Source organism: Nocardia abscessus, from assembly GCF_015477775.1.
GTDB lineage: Bacteria > Actinomycetota > Actinomycetes > Mycobacteriales > Mycobacteriaceae > Nocardia > Nocardia abscessus_A.
In genome coordinates this window covers 852,044-876,653 of record NZ_JADLQO010000001.1, presented here as the reverse complement: position 1 = coordinate 876,653, position 24,610 = coordinate 852,044, and the positions used below count along the sequence as shown (strand labels likewise).

The following is a 24,610-nucleotide window of genomic DNA, read 5'->3' as shown; positions in this document are numbered from 1 at the left end:
GCCGATCAAGTGCCGATGAAGCGCTCGGTAGAGGCGGTCGGGACGCTGCCGGGAAAGACGATCTCCGGATCTGGTAGCAATTCCACCGTTGCCCCAGGAGGGGTGTTCTCTTGATGAAATCCAAGGCTGTCCCGAAATGGAATGGGACCGCCGAATCCCTACGATCCTTCGCGGCTCTGCCGGTTGACAATTCGAGCCGTAAGGCCTGGCGATCGGAGTACGTGCGTCGTCTCGCCATCACCGATTTCGCCGCCGTTTGCATCGCTGTGGGGAGTGCGCAGCTGATCCGTTTCAACGGGAGCGGCGCTCCGCCGCTGGCCTGGGAGCTGCCCTACCGGGTCGGTTACACGGTGGTATCGGGCGTGCTCGCCATGGGCTGGTTCGCGATTCTCGGCAGCGCGGGTAGCCGTGCGCCGCAACTGGTCGGCAGCGGTGTCGAGGAATTCCGGCGGCTGATGTCGGCGACCATGCACCTGTTCGGCGTCCTGGCACTCATGTCGCTGGCACTCGAAATCGACTTAGCGCGAGGTTATCTCGCGATCGCCTTTCCGGCCGGCCTCCTTGCGGTGATCGGTGGACGACTGTGGTGGCGCCACCAGCTTGCTAGGGAACGCCGCCGGGGACGCCACCGTTCGGCCGTACTCGTGGTCGGCACTGCCGAAGCGGCCGCGGCGATGTTCGCGGCGTTCGCCGCGGACCCGGGCGCCGGTTACGACGTCGTGGGCGCCTGCGTGCCGGGTGGGCAATCGGGCGATGCGCCGCTGGCCTTCGCCGGCGGTACGGTCGCGGTGGTCGGTGACGACAGCGCCGTGCTGCGGGCGGTCCTGCACACCCACGCCGACACCGTCGCCATCGGTCCCACACGGCATCTCGGCCCGACCGAACTTCGCAGGCTCGCTTGGGAACTGGACGCGCTGGGAGTCGAGTTCATGCTGGCGCCAGGGGCGATCGACATCGCCATCTCCCGGCTCACCAATCGGCAGGTCGCGGGGATGCCGATGATGCACATCGCCGAACCGCAGTATGAGCGGGCTCGGTCGGTCAGCAAAACGGCCTTCGACATCGGCTTCGCGACAGTGTGCCTACTGCTGCTCCTGCCGGTGTTCCTGGCGATCGCGATCGCGGTGAAGACCACCAGCCGCGGCCCGGTCTTCTACCTGTCCGAACGCATCGGCCGATACGGCCTGCCCTTCCGCATGATCAAGTTTCGCAGTATGTACGACGATGCCGACCGGTATGCCGAAGCTTTGATCGCACAGCAGGGTGGAAATCCGGTCTTCTTCAAGATGAAGGTCGACCCCCGGGTCACGCCGGTCGGGCGGTTCCTGCGCAAGTACAGTCTCGACGAACTGCCGCAGTTCCTCAACGTGCTGCGTGGCGATATGAGCGTCGTCGGGCCGCGACCGCAGGTGCGGCGGGAAGTCGACACCTACGACCACATGATGGGCCGACGCCTGCTCGTGAAGCCGGGGCTGACCGGCTTGTGGCAGGTCAGCGGCAGGTCGGACCTTCCGCTCGAGGACGCGGTGCGACTCGACCTGTCCTACGTGGAGAACGTGTCCATGAGGATGGACCTGCGGCTGATCGCGCGCACGGTCGGTGTCGTGGCGCGAGGCGACGGAGCGTACTGATGACGCCGCGGGCGATGGTCGCGAAGTCCCGACCATCGCCACAGCGAAGGACGCGGCATCACCGCGCCTTCGCGCGCCGCCGCCTCTCCATCTCCTCGCGTTCCAGCACAGCCGCCTCCGCGAGGGTCGGGGCGGTTCCGCCGAGCCGTGCGGGCACCCAGCGGGCGCCTTTCACCATCGGATAGTCGCGTTGCGCGCCTTCCAGCAGCTCGCTCATCCGAGTCCGCAGAGTGGCGGTGAGTTGCTCGGCCGGTTCGCCGGGCCGGATCGGTGCGCCGATACGGATATTGATCGGGAAACGATGGCGGCCGAGCTGCTTCGGGATGTCCTTGGTCCAGATCCGGTGCGCGCCCCAAATGATCATGGGGACGATCGGGACATCGGCTTCCACAGCCATCCGCGCCGCCCCGGACTTGAATTCCTTCAGTTCGAAGCTGCGGCTGATCGTCGCCTCGGGATACACCACCACCACCTCGCCGTCGCGCAGCGCGGTCACCGCGCGGGCGTACGACTGCGCCCCGGCCGTGCGATCGACGCCGATCGCCTTGCAGTGCTTCATGAGAAAGCCGACGATGCCGTGCTCGAGCTCGGCCTTCATCATGAACCGGACGTTGCGCCCCGACTTCCGCCCGACCAACCCGACCTCCATGAAATCGAGGTAGGCCGTGTGGTTCACGGCGAGCACCGCGCCTCCGGAACGCGGGAAATGCTCTTGCCCTTCGATATCGATCCGCAGACCCTGGGCGAAGAAGATGGCGCGGGCCAAGCCGGTGAGGATGTCGTAGACCGGTTCGCGCGCCATCACAGCTCCCGTTACTGCCCCGCCGCGTTCTTGCGCGCGGCCTTGGCCTCCGCTTCGGCGGCATCCATCGCGTCCGCCTCTTCCAGGGTAGGAGCGCTGCCGCCGAGCCGGGCCGGAACCCAGTACGCGCCGGGCTCGTGCACGTAGTCCTTCTGCAGGTCCAGCAGCATGTCCTGCATGGTCGAGCGCAGCTTCGCGGTGAGTTCGGCGGCCGGCTCGAACGGCTGGATCGGTTCGCCGACCGCGATCGAGATGGGCGTGTTGGTGCGACCGAGCCGCTTCGGGAAACCCTTTGTCCAAACCCGCTGCGCACCCCAGATGACGATCGGGATGATCGGCACCTCCGCCTCGATCGCCATGCGCGCCGCGCCGGACTTGAACTCCTTGATCTCGAAGCTGCGGCTGATCGTCGCCTCGGGGTACACGCCGACGAGCTCGCCGCGACGCAGATAGTCCACGGCCGCCTTGTAGGAGTCCGCGCCCGCCGAACGGTCCACCGGGATGTGCTTGAGCGCGCGCATGATCGGCCCGGAGATCTTGTCGTCGAAGACCTCTTTCTTGGCCATGAACCGGATGTAGCGCTTCGGGGTGCGCACCGGCAGGCCCGCATAGGTGAAGTCCATGTAGCCGGTGTGGTTCACCGCCAGCACGGCGCCACCCTGCGCGGGGATGTGTTCATCGCCCTTGACGGTGAACTTCAGACCTTCGACGAAGAAGACGGTACGGGCCAGCCCGATGATCGTCCGATAGACGGGTTCCACAAGTCCGCTAGCGTAGTCGCTGATCGTCCCACCGGCAGTTCGCCGCCGTCGTGCGCCGCGCCGGAGCGAGGACAGCTGACCAGCCCCAACCGCAAGCCTGAGAGAAGAGGGATCGTCGAAGTGGAACGCGCCCGGCCGGAATCGCGTGAATACGACCGCACCGCACGCGATCGGAATCGGGCGTCGGTGACCCGGCGCACGCGCGCCGCGCTGATCGGCGGCCTCGCCCTGTTCGCGGCGGTCGCGGTGACCGGCTGCGATTCGGTCGTCGGCATTCCCGACGAGAGCGCGCCGCAGGCAGCCGTGCGCACCACGCCCCCGGCCGCGGTCCCGGCGGCGGCCCCGCCCAGCACCTCGGCGTTGCCGCCCGTCCCGGCCGACGCCCCACCGGTCGGCGCGGTCGCCGGATTGCCCGCGGCCGCGCCCGCGGTGCAGCGCTGGGCAGCCGACTTGCAGTCGCGCACCATCGCGGAACTGCAAGAGAAGTGCTGGACGATCGCGCCGAAGAACGTCGCCGACATGTACGCCAACCCGCAGGCGATCCTCGCCGCCTTAGCGCAGCCCGGGACGGCGACCGACAACACCGTCGCGTGGACGAACGCGACCACCACGGTCGCGATCGATCGCGCCGAGGTCGTGACCGGCTACGCCTGTCCGCGCGTCGCCACGGCGGGCGCGGAGATCGCCTACAACGACGCCGACGCCCGTCACACCGTGCGCCGGTACCTGTCGCGCTTCGTCGGCACTCCGCTCGACCCCGCCGACAAGGAGGGCGACTACCCTCTGATCTGTAAGGCGTCCCCGGCGACCTGGGACCCCAAAGGCACCGGGCGTCCGAGCCCCGCGCCGCTGGCGAACAACCAGGGCGTGCTCACCGGGGCCACCGAGTTCGCCGACCAGCAGATCCGGTCGGAGCAGGTGAACACCGAGTACATCGCGGTGCTCGTGCCGGTGACCAACTCCGCCGGTGTGACGCAGACCCGCACCTTCACCTTGCGATCCGGGCCGGAGGGCTACTGCATCGGCGACATCTCGCCGTAACTACTACCCTGGTTGGCTGGTAAACAGCAGGAGGAGCAGCTAGTGCAGATCACCAGCGTCGGACACGCCGGATTCCACATCCGTACCGCGGCCGGGTCGATCCTTTGCGATCCCTGGGTGAACCCCGCGTACTTCGGTTCGTGGTTCCCGTTCCCCGACAACACTCAGCTGGACTGGGACGAGCTGGGCGCATGCGACTTCCTGTACGTCTCGCACCTGCACCGCGACCACTTCGACGCGAAGACGCTGACCGAGCACGTCGACAAGGACGCGACCGTGCTGCTGCCGGACTATCCCGTGCCGGACCTGCGGCGAGAACTCGAACAACTGGGCTTCCACAAGTTCTTCGAGACCGAGGACTCGGTCAAGCACACGGTGACCGGACCGGGTGGCGACCTGGACATCATGATCATCGCGCTGCGCGCCCCCGCCGACGGCCCGATCGGCGACTCCGGCCTGGTCGTCTCCGACGGCGAGACCACCTGCTTCAACATGAACGACGCCCGCCCGGTCGACATGGACGTGCTGCACGACGCCTTCGGCCATGTGGACATCCACCTGCTGCAGTACTCGGGCGCGATCTGGTACCCGATGGTCTACGACATCCCGGCCCGCACCAAGTCGAATTTCGGCAAGCAGAAGCGTCAGCGCGGCATGGACCGGGCCCGCAGCTACATCGAGCAGGTCGGCGCGACCTGGGTGGTGCCCTCCGCCGGTCCGCCGGTGTTCCTGGATGACGAGCTGCGCTACCTCAACGACGATCGCGGCGACGAGGGCAACATCTTCCCGGACCAGAAGGTGTTCCTGGAGCAGATGGAGATCCACGGGAACGCGGGCGGAGTCCTGATGATTCCGGGTTCGGTGGCCGACGTACGCGGTGCCGCGCTGACCCTGACCCATCCGAGCGACCCGGGCGAGATCTACGACAACAAAGCCGAGTACATCGAGCGGATGGCGCAGCGCCTCGCACCGGTGCTGGAGGCCGAGAAGGCGACCTGGGAACGCGGCGACGGCTCCCTGCTGGAGCCGCTGCGGAAGCTGTTCGAGCCGATCATGGCGCAGAGCAATGTGATCTGCGACGGCATCGGCTACCCGGTCGGCTTGGTGATCGGCGAGGAAACCATCGTGCTGGACTTCCCCAAGCGCGCCGTGCGCGAGCCGGTCGAGGGCGAGGGTCGCTACCGCTACGGCTTCCGCATCGCCCCGGAACTGGTGCGCACCGTGCTGCGCGACCAAGAGCCCGACTGGGTGAACACGATCTTCCTGTCCACCCGCTTCCAGGCCTGGCGCATCGGCGGGTACAACGAGTTCCTCTACACGTTCTTCAAGTGCCTCACCGACGAGCGGATCGCCTACGCCGACGGCTGGTTCGCCGAGGCGCACGACGATTCCGCCTCCACCGAACTCAGCGGCTGGGAGGTGCAGCGCCGCTGCCCGCACCTGAAGGCGGACCTGTCGAAATTCGGTGTGGTGGAAGGCAACACCCTCACCTGCAACCTGCACGGCTGGCAGTGGGACCTGGAGTCGGGGCGGTGCAAGACGTCCAAGGGACACGAACTGCGCTCGCGCAAGCTGGACTGAGGCCCCGACTTCCGGCCGGCGTATCGACACCAGCCGGAAGCGGTTGCCGACCGATTGCTACTTTTCGGCGACCTCGCGGGTAAGCCGCGACGACCACGGGCACCACATACAGCCCGGCAGGAACGCGCCACAGGCCTCGTCCAGGTGCTCGTTGACGTACATGATGCTGGCGTCGCAGACCTCGATCGCCATGGTGAAGAAGGTGATGGTGTCAGGGTCCAGATGGAAGTCCCAGCCCGGGTTGTAGGGCGCCGGGATCTTCCGGATCCGACCCATGACGTGGATCGACATCTGCTCGTCGCCGGACAGGATGCGGCGGGCTTCCTCGATCCGCTGTTGGTTGTTCAACTGGATGACGAACTCTTTGCCTGAGTAGTCGGTGAACGCGAAGAGCGCCATGTCTTCCCCTCTTGTCGGTGGGTCCTCTGGTCGATGGATGACGAATTCCGCACCGGTGCGACTCGATCCTATCGGCGCGCCGCCGGATATTTGCCAAGAATTTGCTAACCGGCACATAACGGGTCCGAGGACGATCTGGACGGCGAAAAGAGGTAAGTCCCGAAACTCAGTGGGAGATCCCAGCCGGAATCCCGTTGTGCGCAGGGGTCGGCGTGCGGCGCACCGCCTTCACCGTGCTGATCAACTCCCGGATCGCGATACCGCCCCTGGCCACCGGCGCGGCGACGCGTCCGTCAGGGTCGACGAGCACTGCGGACGGGGTGCCGCGCACGCGGTAGCGCAGGGCCGCCTCGTTGCCCTGTTGCACGAGCGAGGGAATCGCGCGCAGCCCGTTCTCGACACCCCACGCGGCTTGTTCGGCCGCGTCGCCGTTGCCGACCGCCACGATCGCCAGCGCGTCGCCGGTACGCGCGTGCCAGCGGGGCAATTCCCTGGCCAGCGCCGCGCACAGCTCGCACCCCGGGTGCACGAAGACCAGCAGCACCCAACATCCATCGGCCAGCAGGTCCTCGAGCGTGGTCTTCGCTCCCGCGACGTCGAACAATTCGAACTCAGGCGCCACCGCACCCACGGGCAGTCCTTCCGCGCCCAGCGTGGACAGCGCCTGCTCGTCCATCCGACGGCGCAGGGAACGCAACTGCCCCGCCACCCACACCAGCACCGCTACCAGCGCGGCCACCACCGCACAGCCGATCGCGTGGTCGGCGGGCAAGCCTATCGGCACGCCCGGGTACGTCAGCGCGCCGACATCGACAACCAAGGCCAGCGCAGCGAGCACACCATTGCGCACCAGGGTCTTCGGCCCGATCGGCGCGGCACTCGCACCGCCGAAACACGAGCACGAGGGCCGCTCGCCGCGGCGCAGCAAACGCACGATCGCGCCCGTGAACACGGCGAGCAACGCCAGCGCCGCCACCGCGGCAAGCCCGGAAATCCAGGGAAGCAGCACGGTGACCGCGATCGTCGCCTCGATGATCGGCAACCCCCAGGCCACCGCGGGCGCCCAGCGCAGCGGCACCCCGAAATCCGCCACCGCCTGCCGCGTCGCGCTCCGATCCACCAGCTTGCCCCACGCCGACAGCCCGAACACGACACACAGACCCAGCCGCGAAACCCACACCCCGTATTCGATCAGCATGAGCGCACCATCCCACACTTATGCGCTCAGAACATGACCGATCGGGCGAGTGTCCTCAGGAGTGCGATCGCGTAGCGACGGCGACCGCGACGAGGGTCAGCGCACAGCCGACGATCGCGGTGGCGGTGAGGCCCGCACTGGTCGGGGTGAGCACGTCGAGGATCAGGGAGGCAAGCAGTTGTCCCGCCACCGAGGTGAGGCCGAGGAGCAGGACGCCGATCCAGCGGACCGTCAGCGCGGCCAGCGCGATGAATCCGACGCCGATCAGTCCGCCGAGATACAGCCACGGCTCGGTGGGAAATGTCGCCGGACCTCCAGAGGTCACGATGATCGCGGCCGCGAGGATCGAGAGCGCGGCCAGGCCGACACAGAAATTGACCGTGGCCGCCGATACGGCTCCCCCGACCGCGCCGACCTTGCCGTTCACCGCTTGTTGCCAAGCCAGGCCGATGCCGGCCAGCGCGGGCAGGACGATCAGCAGAGCGGTCGGAGTGCCGCGCAGCGCGTCGGGCACGGAGAGACCACCGGTGGCGCGAGTATGTCCGAACCCGGCGATCAGCACCGCGACCACGCCGAGCGCCGCACCGGCCAGACGTACCACGGTGATCGGCGTGCGTCCGCTCGGGCCGAGCCCGAGGCGGTCGACGACCAGACTGCTCAGCAGTTGTCCCGCGACGGTCGCCACGGTGAACGCGGTGACGCCGATGGCCGCGACGGTCAGGCCCTGGCACGCGACGAAGAACGCGCCGCACAGGCCTCCGAGCAACTGCCACGGCCGCAGCGCGCCCTCGGACAACGCCTCTCGCACCCGCCGCGCGCCGTCCCGCACCCGCCCACTGAACGCGAAAACGATCGCCAGCGCGACAAGCCCCGTCCCGAAACTGATGGCCGCCGCCGCAACCCCATCCTCCAACCGAGCACCGAGCGCACCGTTGATCCGTCCCTGCACCGCAACCCCCGCACCGATCGAAAACCCGAAAACCACCCCCACCCGCACCTGCCTACTCACCTCCCGCACGCTACCGGCCACGAGTAGCGGCGTTCGAGACAAGCTCTGAACGGTGTGCCACGCCCGGTCAGTCACCGCGTTGGGGCAGCCAGCGGGGGGTGAGGGCGGCTATGGCGAGGATCGATGCGCCGAGGAGGGCCAGGAGGGTGGACATGGACGACCAGAGCGTGACGAGGGCGGCCAAGCCGAAGACCGCGAGGGCGATCACCTCGCCGAGCAACCCCGAGACCGAGGTGACCGTGGCACGGGCGGGCCCCTCGATGGCGTCCTGAAGGCGAGCGCCCGCGACGATCGCGGCGTTGTAGACGATGCCGTAGGAGACTCCGATCGAGGCGAATCTGAAGCCGGTCAGCAGGTACACCGCCTCCGGACGCCCGGTGGCGAGGCCGGCGATCACCGCACCGCCGAGGAACAGCACGCCCGCGACACCCACCGCCTTCGACATCGTCCGGCCCGACATCCCTTCGGTACGCCCCGCCAGCAGCGAACCGGTCAGCGAGCCGAGCACGGTGAGACCGACCAGCAGGGGCACCACGGCTGTCGAGACGCCCGATTCCTCCGCCAGCAGGGCGAAATACTCGTCGAACGCCGTGATCCCGAACAGCAGCGCCTCCAGCAGCACGCCATAACGCACGGCTCGCACGCGAACAGCCTCGCCCACACCGGCCTTCAGCATGCCGAGGTATCGCGCGAACGGCCGCGGCTGCGCCGCAACGTCTCCCGGCCCGACACCATCGGCCTCCGACACGAGAGCGATACGCGAATCCACGGCGCGGGCGTCGGCATCGCCCTCGCAGGCGGCACGCACGCCCGAGTCCGGTCCGATATTCGCGGATGTGAGGTCGGAGGCGTCCGCCAAGGGCTGAGCGTCCGACGGCGACTCTTCTTCCAGGTCGTCCACATCCGCCGCGGACACCGCTTTGGGCGCGGTGGGCAGCGACAGCGCGACCAGCGTGTGCACGGCCGCGATCACGACGCTGGACCAGCCGACCAGGGCATAGCCACCGTAGAGGTACAGGGGTGTCGCGGCGACGATCGCGACGACGACGGCCGCCTCCGCACCGGCACGGGTGTAACCGAGGATGCGCGGGTATGACCCGGACTCACCGCGGGCGGCCAGGTCGTCGTAGAGCAGCGCCTCGAAGGTGCCGGAGGCCAAGGCGCCCGAAGTGCCCCACAGCACGAATCCTGCGGCGAAACCCGCGAACGAGGGCGCGGCGGTCCACAGCGCGAATCCGGCCGTGAGCAATACACCGCTGAGCACGAGCAGTCCACGCCGCGACACCGTGTCCGCCCACGCCCCGGAGGGCACCTCGAGCAGGAACGCGGTCGTCGACCAGATCGCGAACAGCAACGAGATCTGCCCCGTGCTCATGCCGTGGTCGGCGAAAAGCAGGGCGTACAGCGCGTACAGCGGAATCAGTTCACCGATGCTCTTGAAGAGCACCGCCCGAACCGTCAGCGAGCGCAGGCCGATGGAGTGCGCGCTACCCGCCCTACGGGCACGCAGCGCTTCGGCGAATCAACAGCCGTAGATGAGCAAACGCATGTCGATCAGCATGCTCACGACCGGCACACGCCGTCAAGCGAATTACGGCAGCGGCACCCAGCCGTTGGCCGTCACCGAGTCCCCGTCGCCGAGTTCCCGGTCCGTGACGCCGGGACCGACCCGGCCCTTGTTCTCGTTGAGGTCGCTGATCAGCTCCGAGACCGGGTGCGAGTCGCTGTAGTGATAGCCCTGCGCGAGCGCGAAACCCAGTTCGGTGAGCACCGCGGCCTGGTACTCGGTCTCCACGCCCTCGGCGATGACCTGCAGATCCAGCGCGTTGGACAGGGCCGCGATCACGCCGAGCAACGGCGGCGCGGGCGAATCCGAGCGGATCGCGGCGACGAAGGACTGATCGACCTTGAGAATGTCGCTCGGCAGCGTGGCCAGCCTGCTGAGCGAGGAGTAACCGGTGCCGAAGTCATCGATGGCGATGCGCACGCCCCGGTCGCGCAGCGTGTGCAGATTCTCGATCGCGGTCTGCGATTCGGCGGCCAGCTCGCTCTCGGTCACCTCGAGCACCAACTGATCGGCGGGCCACCCCGTGGCGGCCAGGATGCCCGCCACCCGATCGGCGTAGCCGGCCTCGGCCAGCTCCAGCCCGCTGACGTTCACGTTCAGCGTCAGATCCAGCTGAGCGAAGGTGTCCTGCAAGCGCGCGGCGTCCGCACAGGCCCGGCGCAACACCAGCTCGTCCAGATCGGCGATGAGGTCGTACTCCTCGGCGACGCGGATCAAGCCCTCGGTGGTGACATCCGGCTGCGCGCTGGACGACCAGCGCAGCAGCGCCTCCACGCCGACCGCCTTGCCGCCGCCTTCGGTGAGGCTGACGATCGGCTGGTAGTGCACGTCGAGGGCGCCGCGGTCGATCGCCTCGCGCAGCTCCACCGCCAGCGGCAGCTGCCGGGATGACTCGAGCACCGTCCGGTTGCGTCCGGCCTGCTTGGCCCGGTACAGGCCCACATCGGCACGGCTGACCAGCAGCGATCCGGATTCGCCCGGCTGCCAGGAGGTCACGCCTGCCGAACAGCCGGTGGTCACCGCCGCGCGCAGTTGCTCGGTGAGCAGGATCGCGGCCTGCTCGGTGGTGTTCGGCAGCAGCAAGGCGAACGCGTCGCCGCCGTAGCGCGCCAGGCGCTGGTCGGGGGCCAGCAGCTTCGACCAGGTGTCGGCCACCCGCTGCAGGACCGCGTCACCGGCGCGGTGCCCGAGATGGTCGTTGATCTTCTGGAAGCGGTCCAGGTCGACCAGTACCAGCGCAAGCCCGTGTCCGGACCTGGTGGCCTGCTGGATCGCGGTGTTCAGGGCGCGGTCGAAGCCGCGGCGGTTGAGCAGGCCGGTGAGCACGTCGATGTCGGCTTCGGACGCCATCCTGGTCAGGATCCCGACGACGACGCCGACGCCGAACGTCACGCCGGCCGGGATCAGGCCCGACCACCACGGCAGCCCGGGCGTCACCGGCCGCGCGGGCAGCACCCACAGGCACAGCGCCAAGGCGAACGCGATATGGGCGGCGGCCTGCGACCAGGCGAAGAACAGGGCGGCGTCGCACGCGATGAACACGTAGAACGCGGCGAGGCTGATCGCGCCCACCGTGTTCGGGAAGGAGTGCACCGCGATCGTCACCAGCACCGTCGCGATCGCGACGTAGACGTGGTGGATCGAATGCGGCAGCCGCGGCCCCCACGCGAGCAGCGTGAGACCGAGCACCAGCGCTATCGCTGCTGCCCCGCCTACCAGCGGCCGATTACCCTCCTCACCAGGGGCGACAGCGGTGATCAGCAGACCGAGCACCCCGCCCATGACGTAGAACGCCCCGGTGGTCCGAGCCATGACCATAGCCGTCGCCAGCGCAGACGCGGCCCGCACCCGGGTTCGGGTATCGCCGCGAGACCCGATTCCTCGCACGATGAACAGCCTAGACACAAGGAATCCCGCCGGTTGCCACATCCCGGGAATCCGGCATGGCGAACCAGTAGCTATTCACCTGAACGTCATTCGCGCGTAGTCAGTTCGACGGTCGGAGCACGTCGGTACCGACGAATGGAACCAGCGCGGACGGAACGCGGACCGACCCGTCGGCTTGCTGGTGGTTCTCCAGGATGGCCACGATCCAGCGGGTGGTCGCCAGGGTGCCGTTCAGCGTGGCGGCGATCTGGGGCTTTCCGTTCTCGTCGCGATAGCGCACCGAGAGCCTGCGAGCCTGGTACGTGGTGCAGTTGGAGGTCGAGGTCAGCTCCCGATAGGTCCGCTGGGTGGGCACCCACGCCTCGCAATCGAATTTTCGCGCGGCCGAGCTGCCGAGATCGCCCGCCGCGACGTCGATCACCCGGTAGGGCACCTCGACCGCCGCGAGCATCTCCTGTTCCCAGGCGAGCAGGCGCTGGTGCTCGGCCTCGGCCTGGTCCGGGGTGGTGAAGACGAACATCTCCACCTTGTCGAACTGGTGCACCCGGATGATGCCGCGGGTGTCCTTGCCGTAGCTGCCCGCCTCCCTGCGGAAACACGACGACCAGCCCGCATACCGTTTGGGCCCGCCGCTGAGGTCGAGGATCTCGTCCGAGTGGTAGCCCGCCAGCGGCACCTCCGAGGTGCCGACCAGGTAGAGGTCGTCGTCCGCGAGGTGGTAGACCTCGGCGGAGTGCTGCCCGAGGAATCCGGTGCCCGCCATGACCTCGGGACGCACCAGCACCGGCGGGATCATCATGGTGAAGCCGTTGGCCACGGCCTTCTGCGCGGCCAGCTGCAACAGACCCAGCTGCAGCAGCGCGCCGTAGCCGGTCAGGAAATAGAAGCGGGCGCCGGAAACCTTCGCGCCGCGCTCCATGTCGATCAGGCCGAGCGACTCGCCGAGCTCCAGATGGTCCTTCGGCTCGAAGTCGAATTCCCTTGGCGTGCCGACGGTCTGCAGCACGACGTAGTCGTCCTCGCCACCCGCGGGCGCGCCCTCCTGCACCACGTTCGAGATAGCGCGGTGCGCGGCGTCCAGATCCGCGTCGGCGGCGTGCTGCGCGGCCTCGGCCTCCTTGACCTTGACCGACATCTCCGACGCCTGCGCCAGCAGGCCGGAGCGCTCCTCCTTGCTCGCCTTTCCGATCAGCTTGCCCATCGCCTTGTGCTCGGCGCGCAGGTTGTCCGCGGTGGCCACCGCGGCGCGCCGCGCCGCGTCCGCCTCGAGCAACGCGTCGACGAGGGCGGGGTCTTCGCCGCGGGCGCGCTGCGAGGCGCGGACCGCGTCGGGGTCGTCCCGCAGGAATCGGAGGTCGATCATGGGCCACCAGCCTAGTGGTCGGTGTGTTGCCGTTTCACGCCGATATCCCAGGATGCGGTCCATCGGCCCCGGATCGCGCGCATAGTGGGCTGGTGGGCACTGCTTTCGACGAGACAGCCATCGACAACGCGCTGGCCGACCTAGCGGCGGGCGAGAAAGTGTGGGCCACGACCCCGCTGCGCCGACGCCGCGAACTGCTCGACCGGATCCATGCCAGAACCGGCCGCTTCGCCGAGGACTGGGTGCGGGCCGCGTGCGTCGTCAAGGACCTTCCCGAGGACTCTCCGCTGGTCGGCGAGGAATGGATGTCCGGCCCGCTCACCATGCTGCAGGCCACCGACGCGCTGTCGGCCACCCTCGCGGCGCTGGATACGGGGCGCAGCCCGCTCACCGGCATCACACTGCGGGAAGCGCCGGGCGGACGGGTCGCGGTGCCGATCCTGCCGTTCGGCGTCTACGACCGGCTACTGCTCAACGGTTTCCACGGCGAGGTGTGGCTGCGGCCCGGCGTCGACGCCGACACCGCGCGCAGGCGAGCCGGACTCGCCCAGCTGGATCCCACCGCGACCGGCGGCATCGGCGCCGTGCTCGGCGCGGGCAACATCACGTCGATTCCACCGCTGGACGCGCTCTACGAGCTTTTCGCGCACAACCGGGTGGTCGCGCTGAAACTCAACCCGATCACCGACCCGCTGTTCACCGTGTTCGAGATGGTGTTCGAGCCGCTGCTGGAACTCGGCGTGCTGCGCATCCTCACCGGCGGCGCGCAGCAGGGCGGCTACCTGGTGCGCCACCCCGATGTCGCCCACGTGCACATGACCGGCAGCGCGCAGACCCACGACGCGATCGTGTGGGGTCCCGGTCCGGAGGGCTCGGAGCGCAAGAAGGACAACCGGCCGCTGCTGGACAAGCCGATCACCAGCGAGCTGGGCGGCGTCTCACCGACCATCGTCGTACCGGGCGACTGGTCCGCCGCCGACCTGCGCTACCAGGCCGAACACGTGGCGACCCAGCGGCTGCACAACGGCGGCTACAACTGCGTCGCGGCGCAGGCGGTGGTGATCGCCGCCGAGTGGGACCGCAGGGACGAGTTCCTCGCGGAGCTGCGCCTGGCCATGCAGCGGGCGCCACAGCGCACCGCCTACTACCCGGGCAGCGACACGCGCGTCGCCGGCGCGCTGGCCTCGTACCCGCAGGCCGAGCGGCTCGGCTCCGGGCGAGTGCTGGTCGACGGGTTGCCGCGAACCGACACACCGCTGCTGCACACGGAGTACTTCTCCCCCGTGCTCGGCGTGGTCGAGCTGCCCTACGGGGGCGGCGAGTTCCTGCAGCGTGCGGTGGACTTCGCGAACGCGGAGCTGACCGGGACGCTCGGCGCGAACGTCATCGCCCATCCGACGACCATCCGCAGGCTCGGCATCGCCTTCGACCGCGCCATCGAGCGGCTGCGCTACGGCGCGATCGCGGTGAACACCTGGACCGGCCTCGCCTTCCTAGCGCCGCGGGCCGCCTGGGGCGCGTTCCCCGGGCACACCCTGGACGACGTGCAGAGCGGGATCGGCGTGGTGCACAACGCCCTGCTGCTCGACGACGTGGAACGCACGGTGGTGCGCGGCCCGTTCCGTCCCGCGCCCCGCTCGCTGCTGGGCCGCGAACTCGCCCTCTCCCCGAAGCCGCCGTGGTTCGTCGGCAACGAGACGGCCGCTGTCACCGGGCGCAGGCTCACCGAGTTCTATTCCGGCGCCAATCCGGCCCGGCTGCCCGGGGTCTTCCTGTCGGCCCTGCGCGGCTGAACCGCCCGCGGCTCGTGCCGCGCCGATCGGGGCAGGTCGTGGCACCAGGGCACCGACGCTGCCATGATGGACCGCGATGTCCTCCGAACATGTGTCCCGGTCCCCGAAGGCGCCCAAGCGCGGCGCGTCGTCGCGCGCCGACGCGGTACGCCGCTCGTTCGACTCGGCCAAGGCGGCGCTCGCCGACAGCGATCTGCGCGACGTGCGTCTGTCGGCGCGCACATTGCGCTGGGGCCTGCTCGCGGTAGCCGTCGGCGCCGTGGTCGCGGCCTTGGTGACGTTGTTCGTGACCGGCTTCGAGAACGAGAAGGGCCTGGAGGCCCACAACCCCGGCTCCCCGGCACAACCCGTGCTGGACAAGGAGTTCGGTACGGCGGCCAAGGGCGACTGCCTGAGCTGGACCAAGCCCGACCGGTCCGACCTGGTCAAGGTGAACTGTGCGAGCAAGCACATGTTCGAGGTCGCGGCCGACATCGACATGAGCAGGTATCCGGGCAAGGAGTTCGGCCCCGGCTCGCGGTTCCCGGACTCGCTGCGGCTCACCGAACTGAAGGAAGAGCACTGCGTGCCCGCCGTGCAGAGGTACATGTCGGGTCGCTTCGACCCGCGCGGCAAGTACATCGTCGGGCTGATGTACCCGAGCCCGGACGGCTGGCAGCACGGAGACCGCACGCTGCGCTGCGGATTGCAGGTCGCGGCCAGCGTCGGCACGCCGCCGTCGGTCGGCAGCGCCACCGAGCACGATCAGTCCAGGGTGTACGAGCCGGGCGTGTGCCTCGGCATCAACCAGAACCTGCCCACCGATCCGGTGGACTGCGCCCAGCCGCACGCCGTGGAGATCGTCGCCACCGTCGACCTCGGCACCCACTTCACCGGCGGCCCGCCCGCGAAAGAGGCGCAGGACAAGTTCGTGGAAGAGGAGTGCTCCCGCACCTCGACCGAGTACCTGGGCGCGCCGGACGTCATCCGCAACAAGACGCTCACGCTGTTCTTCGACTACATCGACGCCCGCAGTTGGATGGCGGGCAGCCGCAAGCTGGACTGCATGATCGGCAAGGGCGCCGATCGGGAGGGCTTCGCGCCGATCACCGGGTCGGCCAAGGGCGACATCCTGATCAACGGCCAGGCTCCGGTGCCGCCGCCGAACAGCGGACGTTCCACGCCCGCACCGCTGCCCGGCGCCGCGCCGCTGCCGCCGCAGCCCCAGCCGAGGTAGCCGAGCGCCGATGCCCGTCTCGATGTCCGACGACCGGTTCGAGGAATTGGTCGGCGACGCACTGGATCTCATTCCGCCCGAGCTGACCCGCGCGATCGACAATGTGGTGGTGCTGATCGAGCCGCGCAATCCGGAGGATCCACATCTGCTCGGCCTGTATCACGGCATCGCCCTCACCGAACGCGACAGTCAGTACGGCGGAGCGCTTCCGGACACGGTGACCATCTACCGCGAAGCCATTCTCGAACTCTGTTCCGACGAGGCTGAAGTGGTGGAAGAGGTGGCGATCACCGTGATCCACGAGATCGCACACTATTTCGGCATTGACGAAGACCGCCTGCATCAGCTGGGATGGGGATAGTCTGGACCGAGCTGTATTGCGTACCCCCAGCCGTGGGTGTGTAATCGGCAGGGAGATCGAAAAATTGGGGATTCGATGGAACCGATCGCGTTGCTGTCGCGTCCTATCACTCGAAGGGGGAATTCTCGTGGTTCCGCCCCACAGCCACTAGAAGGAGTCGAGTCATGGTTGGACATGTACTGATCGCACCCGAAGCCATTCTCGCCGCCGCGGCCGAACTCGACCTCGTCGCCGAACGCCTGGCCGCCGCCGCGGCGATCACCGCGCCCGCGACGCACGTGCTGCCCTCCGGCGCCGAGGAAGTCTCGTTCCTCAGCGCGAGCCATTTCAACCAGGGCGCGATGTCGCACGACCGGGCGATCGCGCAGGCGATTCTGGAATGCCATCACGCGGCGGCGACGCTGCGCACGCAATTGGCCCAGCACGTCGCAGGTGATGTGGTGCGCGCCGCGAGCATCAGCGCCATCCAGGTGTAGTTCCGAGACCAGTCAGCAACGTTCGAGCAGGGGAGAAGTCACACATGGTTGCAGGAGTCACCGGGGTGATCTGGGCTGCGCGCCCATCGGAGATCAATTCGGCCACCCTTCACGCGGGCGCGCACGCGATCCCGATCTCGGCCGCCGCCACCGCATGGGGCGGGCTCACCGCCGCCTGGGTCGACGCTACGACGACCGTCGCCCGCGTGATGGCCGAACTCGGCGTCGGGATGCAGGGCATCAACGGTATCGCCGCGCTGAGCAAGCTCACGGGCTTCCTCGGCTGGTCCGAGCAGCAGGGCGTGCAAGCGGCCGCGATGGGCGCGAAGGCCGCGGCCAACGCCACCGCGTACACCGTCGCCGCGCTGGCGATGCCGAGCCCGCCCGAGATCGCGGCCGTCAACACCGCTTTGGCCGCGTCGGCGAACCCGCCCGGCGTGTTGAGCGGCGCGTTCGAGGTCGCGGAAGTGGCCAGGCACGCCATGGACATCCGTGCCGCGCTGGTGATGGAGACCTACGAGGCCGCGACCAGTGCCATGGTCGCGACCCCGGCCGAGTTCCTGCAGCCCCCGGCGATCGCCAAGGGCGCGGGCACGGCTACCCCCGAACAGGCGGCGGAATCGGCGAGTGAGGTCCCGGCCGATCCGATCCAGGCCGCCGTCGCCGCCACCCAGGCGTTCTTGAGCAACCCCGGTGTGGCGAGCGCTGCCACCCAGGCCGCTCAGGCCGTCGGCTCGATCGCGACCACGGGCGTCTCCACCGTCGGAAATGTCGCGGGCAGCGCGATCGCGGCGGCGACCAGCACCTCCGCGCCCACCTTCTCCAGCATGGCTCCGATGGCCATGGGCGTCGGTGCGGCGGCCACCGCGGCCGGCGCCTCGACTCGCGCGGTGTCGTTCTCCGGCCTCGGGTCGGCGACGGGCATCAGCAACGGCTCGCTCAAGCTTCCGGAAGGCTGGGGCTCGAGCGGCACGATCGGCGGCGGCGCCGCTCAGGTGCAGGAGACCGTCGCCGTGAAGGCCCCCGAGGCGGCGCCGGTCCGGTCGGCGAACAGCGGCAACGGCAACCCGCTGCTCGGTAACCAGGCTCGCAGCGACGAGGACGACGAGTCCGAGCACAACGGCCGGGACTACCTGCGGTCGACCGAGCACTTCAACGACGGCCGGTTCACCGCCGACGGCGTCATCGGTGGTGACACCAGCGGGACGGCTAGGTGACCGTACTCGGTGCGGGCCGCGACCCGTCGACGCTCGAGGCGGTCGTGTTGTCGCTCGACGAGATGCAGTTTCTCGTGGAGAAACTGCAGATCGAAGTCCCCGTCGTCCTGAACGCGCGGGCACGCTACGACAACCTGACCGACCACAAAGCGGCGATGGACGCGGCCGTCGAGTCGCTCGCCCAGCGCAACCTCCTCATCGACGGTGTCGTGCATCGCGATCTGGAGAATCGGCTGTGCGCGCTGAACCGGCCCCACTGGATCATCGCGCTGCGGTTGGTCGTCGACGGGTGGGTCAGCCGCTTTTGTCTGGCGCAGGGCGTCGACCTTCCGGTCGTCGCCCTGCGGGGGCAGGACTCCTATGTCATCGATGAGGCAGGAACCGACCTACCCGGCACAGTTCTCGCGGCACTCGGCTACGCCGAGCCGCTCGAGCTGTACGGCATGAACGCCCCGACCGAAGAGCTGGCCACGATCTTCGGCGACACCGGCGATGCCGCGGCCACCGCGGAGCGGCTGACGAAGGTGGGCAACCCCGGTCACGATGCGAAGACCTTGGCCGCGGCACTGGTCGAGATCCACTCGTACGCCGAGATCGTCGGCGTGGTGTACGGCGACGGCAGCAGAGACGTGGCGGACAACCACATAGCCGTCTTCAACACGCGCGCAGGGCGATTCATCGCGACCGCGAGCAAGTCCGACGACGGCGTGAAGTGGACGTCACTCAGCAGCGGTACTCCCGCACGCCTGCGCACGGCGGTGCAGGATCTGATCAGCTCCCTGCCGGAACGGGAAGATTTCCCCCGGAATCCGAAGCTCTCCTGAGCGCACCGGGCTGGCGACGCTAGCCCATCGGGTCGTCGGAGGTCGGCGCGACGTCGTATCCGAACGGCGGCGTGAACCGGCCCCAGCGAATGCACTCCCAACCACCGTCCGGCACCGGGACCAACTCGATGGTCTCGGTGTTGTCCAAGTGGTTGTTCGTGGTGAACGGCGGACGTACATCCGCGAGGGTGCGGCCCACGAGCCGCATGGCGGCTCCGTGGCTGACCACCATCACGTCGCCATGGCCCTCGTCGTCGGGCGTCAGGTACGTGTTCCGCAATTCCGCGATCACGGGCAGAAACCGGTCCAGGACATCCTGGGCGGATTCCCCACCGGGCACCCGCAGCGTGAGATCCCCTTCGTGCCAGGCACGATAGATCTGCTGGAAGGTCCGGTGGGCCTCCTCGCCGTGCTGCCCCTCCAGGTCACCGGCTTGTACCTCGTGTAATCCGTCGAGCACCATGGCGGCCACACCGGTCGCCGCCTCGATGTAGCTCGCGGTCTGTCGCGCGCGCAGCGCCGCCGAGGAGAACAGCACCTTCGGCGGGCGCAGCAGGCCCTCGCCGAACGTCTTCGCCTGTGCCGCACCGCGTTCGGTCAGCGGCAAACCCGGAATCCTCGTGTCCAGCAGCTTGGCGACGTTGCCTTCGGTCTCCCCGTGCCGGACCAGGATCAACCTTCCGGTCATAGGTCCGCCATCCCCTTTCTCAACTGGATCAACCACTCCGCCGCGGCTTCGTCCGATGGCGGCGGCGTGCCGGTGGCCGAAGTCGCGGGCCACGATCCGAGAAAGCGGATCCGCGCGGTGCGGTGCAGCGCCTTGAGCGCCTCGGCCACCGCCGTGTCATCGATGTGCCCGACGCAGTCGAGATAAAAACGGTAGGTGCCCATGCCGGTTCGGGTGGGACGCGACTCGATCCTGGTGAGATCGATACCGCGCGTCGCGAATTCTGCGAAAGCGCGCATCAGCGAGCCCGGTATGTTCGGCAACTCCAGCACGATCGAGGTGCGGTCGGCTCCGGTGGGGGGCGGCGCCACCGTCGGCCGGGTGCACAGGACGAAACGCGTGATCGCCTGCTCATGGTCGGCGACGCCGGATGCCAGTGCGATCAGCCCGAGCCGTTCACCCGCCAGGGCGGTCGACACGGCGGCGTCGGCATGGCCCGCCACAACATCTTCGGCGGCCGCGGCGTTGGACGCCGAAGTGTAGGGCTGCGCCTGCGGGAGGTGCCGGGCCACCCACATCCGTACCTGGGCGGCGGCCACGGGGTACGCGGCGAGGGTGCGCACGTCCGACAGCGTGGTACCCGGCTTGCCGAGGATCGTGAAGCTCACCTCGAGTTCGGTCTCGGCGACGATCTGCAGACGCGGGCCGATTGCCAGCGAGTCCAGCGTCGCCGAGATCGACCCCTCGACGGAGCTCTCGATCGGCACCACCGCACCGTCCACGTCGCCGGAGCGGATCAGGTCGAGCGCGGCCCCTTGGCTGGGCGCGGCAATCCGCTCCACGGGTCCTTCGAAGGTCCCCGAGGATTCGAGTTGAGCGAGGGCCATCTCGGTGAAGGTTCCGGACGGCCCGAAGTACGCGATTCGCGGCACGGTTACGAGATTACTTGCGCGCTGCCCCGGCTCCCCACCAATTGCAAGTGCCCGGCCCCCGCACGGCCGCTGTTCCACGGCTGCACGAGCACCGTTCAACCTCCGTTGAGCACCCGCAACGCGTCGTTCACCCGGTCGGGCGCTTCGGTTTCCACGGCGAGCAGAACGGATCTCACCGCTTCCACGGCCGGGGGTTTCAACGAGGTCAGAAAGGCGATATCGGGGTTGCGCAAGGCGGCGCCGATGTCGTCACCGCACAGGGCGGCCGCCGTGGCCGCGACGATCGCCACCGCACGCTCCCCGGAGGAGGTGCGCGCGACGAAACCGGTATCGGAGTGGGCCACGTGCGCGAGGAAGTCGGCGATCTCGGCATCCGGAGCGTCCAACTCCAAGATCGGCGCGGCGGGGCTTGCGCCGATGTTGCGGACCAAGCCGTCGGCCAGGCCCCGCCGCGGGGGCGCGGACAACGTCACCAGCACCGGTTGCCCGGATTCCGTCCCTTCCGACACGCCCACACCGTAACAAGCCCGTTCGGCCGGAATCGAGCCAGTTCGCTTCGCTCGACTCGATCGAAATGCTTGCGGAACCAGACGTCGTCACTTAGCTTAGGGTAACCTAATCCGCACGCTGAAGCGCCGCCCGCTCCACGGAGGTTTGTATGCCGCGTCCGTCCCTGACCGTCGCACCGTCCACCGCCGAGCGGGTGCGCAGCGCGTGCGCTCACGCGGAGCATGCGGTGCTGGCCATGCCGGGCATCGATCCGACGCCCGCGTCCGTGCACCATGTACGGCAGTGCGGCGACGCAGTGATCGCGGTGCCCACCGCTTCGGTCGCCGCGGTACTGGCGGGCAACTCGGGAGAGCACGGCGCACCCGCGGTGCTCGAGCTCACCGACCACGCCCCGCTGCCGCTGCGCGAGCCGGTGCGCGCACTGGTCTGGTTGCGCGGCTGGGTGCGCGCGGTGCCCACACAGGCGCAGCGCGCCTTGGCCACCGAGGTGGCCAAAGAGCACCCCCACCCCGGGCTGCTCGACATCGGCTTCGGCGCCACCCTGCTGCGGCTGGTGATCAACTCGGCGGTGGTGGCCGACTCGACCGGCGCGGAATCGGTGAGCAGCGAAGATCTGCGGCTGGCCCAGCCGGATCCGTTCTGCGCCATGGAATCCGCTTGGTTACAGCACATGGTGGCCGACCACGCCGACGTCGTCGCCCAGCTGGCCAGGCACCTGCCGCCGCGCCTGCAACGCGGCATCGTGCACCCGCTTGCCATCGACCGCTTTGGACTCACCCTGCGGGTGGAAGGGCACGACGGCGACCACGACTTCCGCCTGCCGTTCAGCGCGCCGGCCGACGACATCGAGGCGCTCAGCCGGGCTGTGCGCATGCTGGCAGGCTGCCCGTTCCTCAACGGCCTGCGCCGCATCTGAGCCGCATCTGACCGAGTTCGCCGCGGTCCTGGCGGGGCGTACCGGGAACACGGCTCGAAGCGTGACACCGGGCTGGAGTGGCAGCACAGACGCCGGGTTCCGGCCGGGTGCGAAGTTCGACGCCGACGCGCCGAGTGCCGCGCCGAGCGCGCGCAATAGATTCGACCCATGCGTGCGGAGTCCGGTGCCCAGTGGGACGAGGCCGAGCCGACCGATCAGGAGCGGCTGGCGATCAAACTCGAGATCACCGTGGTGCTGCTCGTCACGTTCGGGCTCAGCGGGCTCAGCGCCGCGCTCTCGCTGGTGGAGAGCGCGCTCGCCCCGGGTGGGATCGGTGGCCGAACCGTCGCACTGAACCCGTCGCGATCCACGCAATCCACCATCGACCTGCTGTTTCAGCTGCTCAGCGTGCTGCGACTGGTCGGATGGGCGGCGCTGGGGCTGTATCTGCTGTGGCGCGGCGGCATCGGGCCACGCCTGATCGGGCTGGCGAACCGGGTCCGGTGGCGCGCGGACGTGCTGCCGGGCCTGGCGCTGGCGGCGATCATCGGGCTGCCAGGGCTGGGACTGTATCTCGCCGCACACGCGCTGGGCTTCAGCGTGACGATCGTGCCGGCCTCACTGGGCGACTATTGGTGGCGGCTGCCCGCGCTCATCCTGTCGGCCTGCGCGAACGCGCTGGCCGAAGAGGTCATCGTGGTGGCGTTCCTGCTCACCCGGTTACGCAGGCTCGGTTGGTCGGAGAACACGGCATTGCTCACCTCCGCGCTGCTGCGGGGCAGCTATCACTTGTACCAGGGCTTGGGCGGCGGGCTCGGAAATATTGTGATGGGCGTCATATTCGGGCGTTACTGGCAGCGCACGAACCGACTCTGGCCGCTGGTTCTCGCCCACGCGACCATCGACGCGGTCGCCTACCTCGGCTACACCGTTCTGCGCGGCCATGTTTCATGGCTTCCGTGACGCAACTGTGCTCCTCGGAGCGCTAACAACGCGGCGTCCCCGGCGAATTACGAAGCAGCGCCGCTTCCGCGTGCGCGGTGTCCGCATGCGGCACCTCACACTCGCCCGATAAGTAGAGTCTCAGTGATGAACGGCGACGACCCCCAGCGCAACGCGCGACCGCGCCGGATGCCGCCGCCCGGCAGGTCCGGCGAACCTCCGATGGGTCGGCGCATGCCCCCTCCGGGACCGGGCGCCCCGCCGCCGATCGAGCCCACCCAGGTGATGCGCCGCGGCGGAACAGCCGACCCGCACGCCCAGCCGCTGGCGTATTCGCAGATCCCGCCGGAACACGCGCGGCGCACGCCCCCACCTCCCGCCCCTCGCAGGCACGCCCCCACCCAGCGCCCCGTCCCGCATCACGAAGGCCCGGCGCACGCGCCTACGCAACGACCGGTCCCATACAACGAGGGACCACCCCACGCGCCGCCGCAGCAGTCCCGCCGTTATCGCCAAGGCCCCCCTCCGGTGCCGCCGCGTGGCGAGCGCACGGCCCGGGCGCCGCGACCGCGCCGCAAGCGCCACCCCTTCCGCTGGTTTCTGGTGATCCTGCTGGTTCTGGTGCTCGCCGCCGTCGGGGCCGTCATCCAGCTGGACAACTCGCTCAACCGCATCCCCGCGCTGGCGAACTACGCCAAGCGGGTCGGCGACACCCCCGGCACGAACTGGCTGCTGGTCGGCTCCGACGGCCGCGGCGGCCTGACCCCCGAGCAGGAACAGGAACTCGCCACCGGCGGCGAGGTCGGCCCCGAGCGCACCGACACGATCATGCTCGTGCACGTGCCGAAGTCGGGTAAGACCACCCTGGTCAGCCTGCCGCGCGACTCGTACGTCAGCATCCCGGGCCAGGGCAAGGACAAGCTGAACGCCGCGTTCGCCATCGGCGGGCCCGCGCTGCTCGTGCAGACCGTGGAGATCGCCACCGGCCTGCGCATCGACCACTACGCGCAGATCGGTTTCGGCGGCTTCGCCAGCGTGGTGGACACCCTCGGCGGCATCGATGTCTGCGTGCCGAAGCCGATCGACGACCCGCTCGCGGGCATCGACCTGCCCGCAGGCTGCCAGCGGCTGAACGGACCGCAGGCACTGGGCTTCGTCCGCAGCCGCGCGACCTCGCTCGCCGACCTGGACCGAATGAACAACCAGCGGATCTTCATGGCCGCCCTACTGAAGAAGGCGACCAGCGGCGCCACCCTGGCCAACCCGTTCAAGCTCTGGCCGCTGGCCTCCGACACCGCCGAGTCGCTGAAGGTCGACAACGGCGACCACATCTGGGACCTCGGTAGGTTGGGCTGGGCTCTGCGCGGCGAAACCGTCGCCACGGCGGTGCCGGTCGGCGGATTCGACGACACCGACAGCGGCAATGTCCTGCTGTGGGACAAGGACAAGGCGAGCCGGTTCTTCGACGCGCTGGCCGAGGACCGCGCCATCCCGGAGGACCTGCTGACACGGTAGCG

At 68.9% G+C, this 24,610-nt stretch carries 23 protein-coding genes; 12 read left to right on the top strand and 11 right to left on the bottom strand.

Annotation, left to right across the window (positions count from 1 at the left end; translation table 11 throughout):
- Positions 1-113: 113 nt before the first annotated feature.
- Positions 114-1,631, top strand: coding sequence for a sugar transferase (locus IU450_RS04115; protein ID WP_195148379.1), 1,518 nt, complete (start codon positions 114-116; stop codon positions 1,629-1,631).
- A 58-nt stretch (positions 1,632-1,689) separates the two neighbouring features.
- On the opposite strand, the gene IU450_RS04110 is transcribed toward IU450_RS04115, so the two are convergent.
- Both IU450_RS04110 and IU450_RS04105 read right to left on the bottom strand, forming a co-directional pair.
- Positions 1,690-2,433, bottom strand: a complete 744-nt coding sequence (locus IU450_RS04110) for a lysophospholipid acyltransferase family protein (protein WP_195148378.1) — start codon at positions 2,431-2,433, stop codon at positions 1,690-1,692.
- Between the two features lie 11 nt (positions 2,434-2,444).
- Positions 2,445-3,194: a lysophospholipid acyltransferase family protein gene (locus IU450_RS04105; protein ID WP_195148377.1), complete on the bottom strand. Its 750-nt coding sequence runs from the start codon at positions 3,192-3,194 to the stop codon at positions 2,445-2,447.
- Positions 3,195-3,314: 120 nt separating this feature from the next.
- Here IU450_RS04105 and IU450_RS04100 point away from each other — a divergent pair, with 120 nt between their 5' ends.
- Positions 3,315-4,235 carry a hypothetical protein gene (locus IU450_RS04100; RefSeq protein WP_324197520.1) on the top strand — a complete coding sequence of 307 codons (921 nt, stop codon included), beginning with the start codon at positions 3,315-3,317 and terminating at the stop codon, positions 4,233-4,235.
- Positions 4,236-4,277: 42 nt separating this feature from the next.
- Complete coding sequence (locus IU450_RS04095; RefSeq protein WP_195148376.1) at positions 4,278-5,816, top strand: Rieske 2Fe-2S domain-containing protein; 1,539 nt, start codon at positions 4,278-4,280, stop codon at positions 5,814-5,816.
- Positions 5,817-5,873: 57 nt separating this feature from the next.
- On the opposite strand, the gene IU450_RS04090 is transcribed toward IU450_RS04095, so the two are convergent.
- The 6 genes from IU450_RS04090 to serS form a co-directional block, all read right to left on the bottom strand.
- A complete protein-coding gene (locus IU450_RS04090) occupies positions 5,874-6,215 on the bottom strand; it encodes a calmodulin (RefSeq protein ID WP_195148375.1) in 342 nt (113 codons plus the stop codon).
- A 166-nt stretch (positions 6,216-6,381) separates the two neighbouring features.
- Positions 6,382-7,413 carry a TlpA family protein disulfide reductase gene (locus IU450_RS04085; RefSeq protein WP_195148374.1) on the bottom strand — a complete coding sequence of 344 codons (1,032 nt, stop codon included), beginning with the start codon at positions 7,411-7,413 and terminating at the stop codon, positions 6,382-6,384.
- Between the two features lie 55 nt (positions 7,414-7,468).
- A complete protein-coding gene (locus IU450_RS04080) occupies positions 7,469-8,422 on the bottom strand; it encodes a DMT family transporter (protein WP_324197519.1) in 954 nt (317 codons plus the stop codon).
- Positions 8,423-8,489: 67 nt separating this feature from the next.
- A complete protein-coding gene (locus IU450_RS04075; RefSeq protein WP_324197518.1) occupies positions 8,490-9,869 on the bottom strand; it encodes an MFS transporter in 1,380 nt (459 codons plus the stop codon).
- Between the two features lie 144 nt (positions 9,870-10,013).
- Positions 10,014-11,801 (bottom strand): putative bifunctional diguanylate cyclase/phosphodiesterase, encoded by a 1,788-nt coding sequence (locus IU450_RS04070; RefSeq protein ID WP_228833932.1) that lies wholly within the window; start codon positions 11,799-11,801, stop codon positions 10,014-10,016.
- Between the two features lie 175 nt (positions 11,802-11,976).
- Positions 11,977-13,239: a serine--tRNA ligase gene (gene serS, locus IU450_RS04065; protein ID WP_195148373.1), complete on the bottom strand. Its 1,263-nt coding sequence runs from the start codon at positions 13,237-13,239 to the stop codon at positions 11,977-11,979.
- Positions 13,240-13,331: 92 nt separating this feature from the next.
- Here serS and IU450_RS04060 point away from each other — a divergent pair, with 92 nt between their 5' ends.
- From IU450_RS04060 to IU450_RS04035, 6 genes are all read left to right on the top strand, one after another.
- Complete coding sequence (locus IU450_RS04060; RefSeq protein WP_195148372.1) at positions 13,332-15,032, top strand: aldehyde dehydrogenase family protein; 1,701 nt, start codon at positions 13,332-13,334, stop codon at positions 15,030-15,032.
- 76 nt (positions 15,033-15,108) lie between these two features.
- Entirely contained in the window at positions 15,109-16,248 is a 1,140-nt protein-coding gene (locus IU450_RS04055; RefSeq protein WP_195148371.1) for a septum formation family protein, read from the top strand.
- 10 nt (positions 16,249-16,258) lie between these two features.
- The gene (locus IU450_RS04050) at positions 16,259-16,609 is read left to right on the top strand and encodes a metallopeptidase family protein (protein WP_195148370.1); all 351 of its coding nucleotides are present in this window, start codon (positions 16,259-16,261) and stop codon (positions 16,607-16,609) included.
- 164 nt (positions 16,610-16,773) lie between these two features.
- Positions 16,774-17,085: a PE domain-containing protein gene (locus IU450_RS04045; RefSeq protein ID WP_174188264.1), complete on the top strand. Its 312-nt coding sequence runs from the start codon at positions 16,774-16,776 to the stop codon at positions 17,083-17,085.
- A gap of 44 nt (positions 17,086-17,129) precedes the next feature.
- Positions 17,130-18,302 (top strand): PPE domain-containing protein, encoded by a 1,173-nt coding sequence (locus tag IU450_RS04040; protein ID WP_195148369.1) that lies wholly within the window; start codon positions 17,130-17,132, stop codon positions 18,300-18,302.
- Positions 18,299-19,126, top strand: coding sequence for an ESX secretion-associated protein EspG (locus tag IU450_RS04035; protein ID WP_195148368.1), 828 nt, complete (start codon positions 18,299-18,301; stop codon positions 19,124-19,126). Before IU450_RS04040 ends, IU450_RS04035 begins: the two co-directional genes overlap by 4 nt.
- Before the next feature lie 19 nt (positions 19,127-19,145).
- Here the strand turns inward: IU450_RS04035 and IU450_RS04030 are convergent, their stop codons facing one another.
- The 3 genes from IU450_RS04030 to IU450_RS04020 form a co-directional block, all read right to left on the bottom strand.
- The gene (locus IU450_RS04030) at positions 19,146-19,814 is read right to left on the bottom strand and encodes a histidine phosphatase family protein (protein ID WP_195067035.1); all 669 of its coding nucleotides are present in this window, start codon (positions 19,812-19,814) and stop codon (positions 19,146-19,148) included.
- Positions 19,811-20,725, bottom strand: coding sequence for a prephenate dehydratase (gene pheA, locus IU450_RS04025; protein ID WP_195148367.1), 915 nt, complete (start codon positions 20,723-20,725; stop codon positions 19,811-19,813). Before pheA ends, IU450_RS04030 begins: the two co-directional genes overlap by 4 nt.
- A gap of 95 nt (positions 20,726-20,820) precedes the next feature.
- Positions 20,821-21,234 carry a hypothetical protein gene (locus IU450_RS04020; protein WP_195148366.1) on the bottom strand — a complete coding sequence of 138 codons (414 nt, stop codon included), beginning with the start codon at positions 21,232-21,234 and terminating at the stop codon, positions 20,821-20,823.
- 149 nt (positions 21,235-21,383) lie between these two features.
- On the opposite strand from IU450_RS04020, the gene IU450_RS04015 reads away from it, so the two are divergent.
- From IU450_RS04015 to IU450_RS04005, 3 genes are all read left to right on the top strand, one after another.
- A complete protein-coding gene (locus IU450_RS04015) occupies positions 21,384-22,151 on the top strand; it encodes a DUF2470 domain-containing protein (RefSeq protein ID WP_195148365.1) in 768 nt (255 codons plus the stop codon).
- A 168-nt stretch (positions 22,152-22,319) separates the two neighbouring features.
- A complete protein-coding gene (locus tag IU450_RS04010; protein WP_195148364.1) occupies positions 22,320-23,114 on the top strand; it encodes a CPBP family intramembrane glutamic endopeptidase in 795 nt (264 codons plus the stop codon).
- Positions 23,115-23,240: 126 nt separating this feature from the next.
- Positions 23,241-24,608, top strand: coding sequence for an LCP family protein (locus tag IU450_RS04005; RefSeq protein ID WP_228833931.1), 1,368 nt, complete (start codon positions 23,241-23,243; stop codon positions 24,606-24,608).
- The last annotated feature ends 2 nt before the right edge of the window (positions 24,609-24,610 follow it).

What these genes read in the sequence shown, in the direction of transcription:
- IU450_RS04115 (WP_195148379.1), top strand. Translation starts at nt 114, where the DNA reads ATGAAATCCAAGGCTGTCCCGAAATGGAATGGGACCGCCGAATCCCTA.
- IU450_RS04110 (WP_195148378.1), bottom strand. Translation starts at nt 2,433, where the DNA reads ATGGCGCGCGAACCGGTCTACGACATCCTCACCGGCTTGGCCCGCGCC.
- IU450_RS04090 (WP_195148375.1), bottom strand. Translation starts at nt 6,215, where the DNA reads ATGGCGCTCTTCGCGTTCACCGACTACTCAGGCAAAGAGTTCGTCATC.
- IU450_RS04085 (WP_195148374.1), bottom strand. Translation starts at nt 7,413, where the DNA reads ATGCTGATCGAATACGGGGTGTGGGTTTCGCGGCTGGGTCTGTGTGTC.
- IU450_RS04070 (WP_228833932.1), bottom strand. Translation starts at nt 11,801, where the DNA reads ATGGCTCGGACCACCGGGGCGTTCTACGTCATGGGCGGGGTGCTCGGT.
- serS (WP_195148373.1), bottom strand. Translation starts at nt 13,239, where the DNA reads ATGATCGACCTCCGATTCCTGCGGGACGACCCCGACGCGGTCCGCGCC.
- IU450_RS04055 (WP_195148371.1), top strand. Translation starts at nt 15,109, where the DNA reads ATGTCCTCCGAACATGTGTCCCGGTCCCCGAAGGCGCCCAAGCGCGGC.
- IU450_RS04050 (WP_195148370.1), top strand. Translation starts at nt 16,259, where the DNA reads ATGCCCGTCTCGATGTCCGACGACCGGTTCGAGGAATTGGTCGGCGAC.
- IU450_RS04045 (WP_174188264.1), top strand. Translation starts at nt 16,774, where the DNA reads ATGGTTGGACATGTACTGATCGCACCCGAAGCCATTCTCGCCGCCGCG.
- IU450_RS04040 (WP_195148369.1), top strand. Translation starts at nt 17,130, where the DNA reads ATGGTTGCAGGAGTCACCGGGGTGATCTGGGCTGCGCGCCCATCGGAG.
- IU450_RS04030 (WP_195067035.1), bottom strand. Translation starts at nt 19,814, where the DNA reads ATGACCGGAAGGTTGATCCTGGTCCGGCACGGGGAGACCGAAGGCAAC.
- IU450_RS04015 (WP_195148365.1), top strand. Translation starts at nt 21,384, where the DNA reads ATGCCGCGTCCGTCCCTGACCGTCGCACCGTCCACCGCCGAGCGGGTG.
- IU450_RS04010 (WP_195148364.1), top strand. Translation starts at nt 22,320, where the DNA reads ATGCGTGCGGAGTCCGGTGCCCAGTGGGACGAGGCCGAGCCGACCGAT.
- IU450_RS04005 (WP_228833931.1), top strand. Translation starts at nt 23,241, where the DNA reads ATGAACGGCGACGACCCCCAGCGCAACGCGCGACCGCGCCGGATGCCG.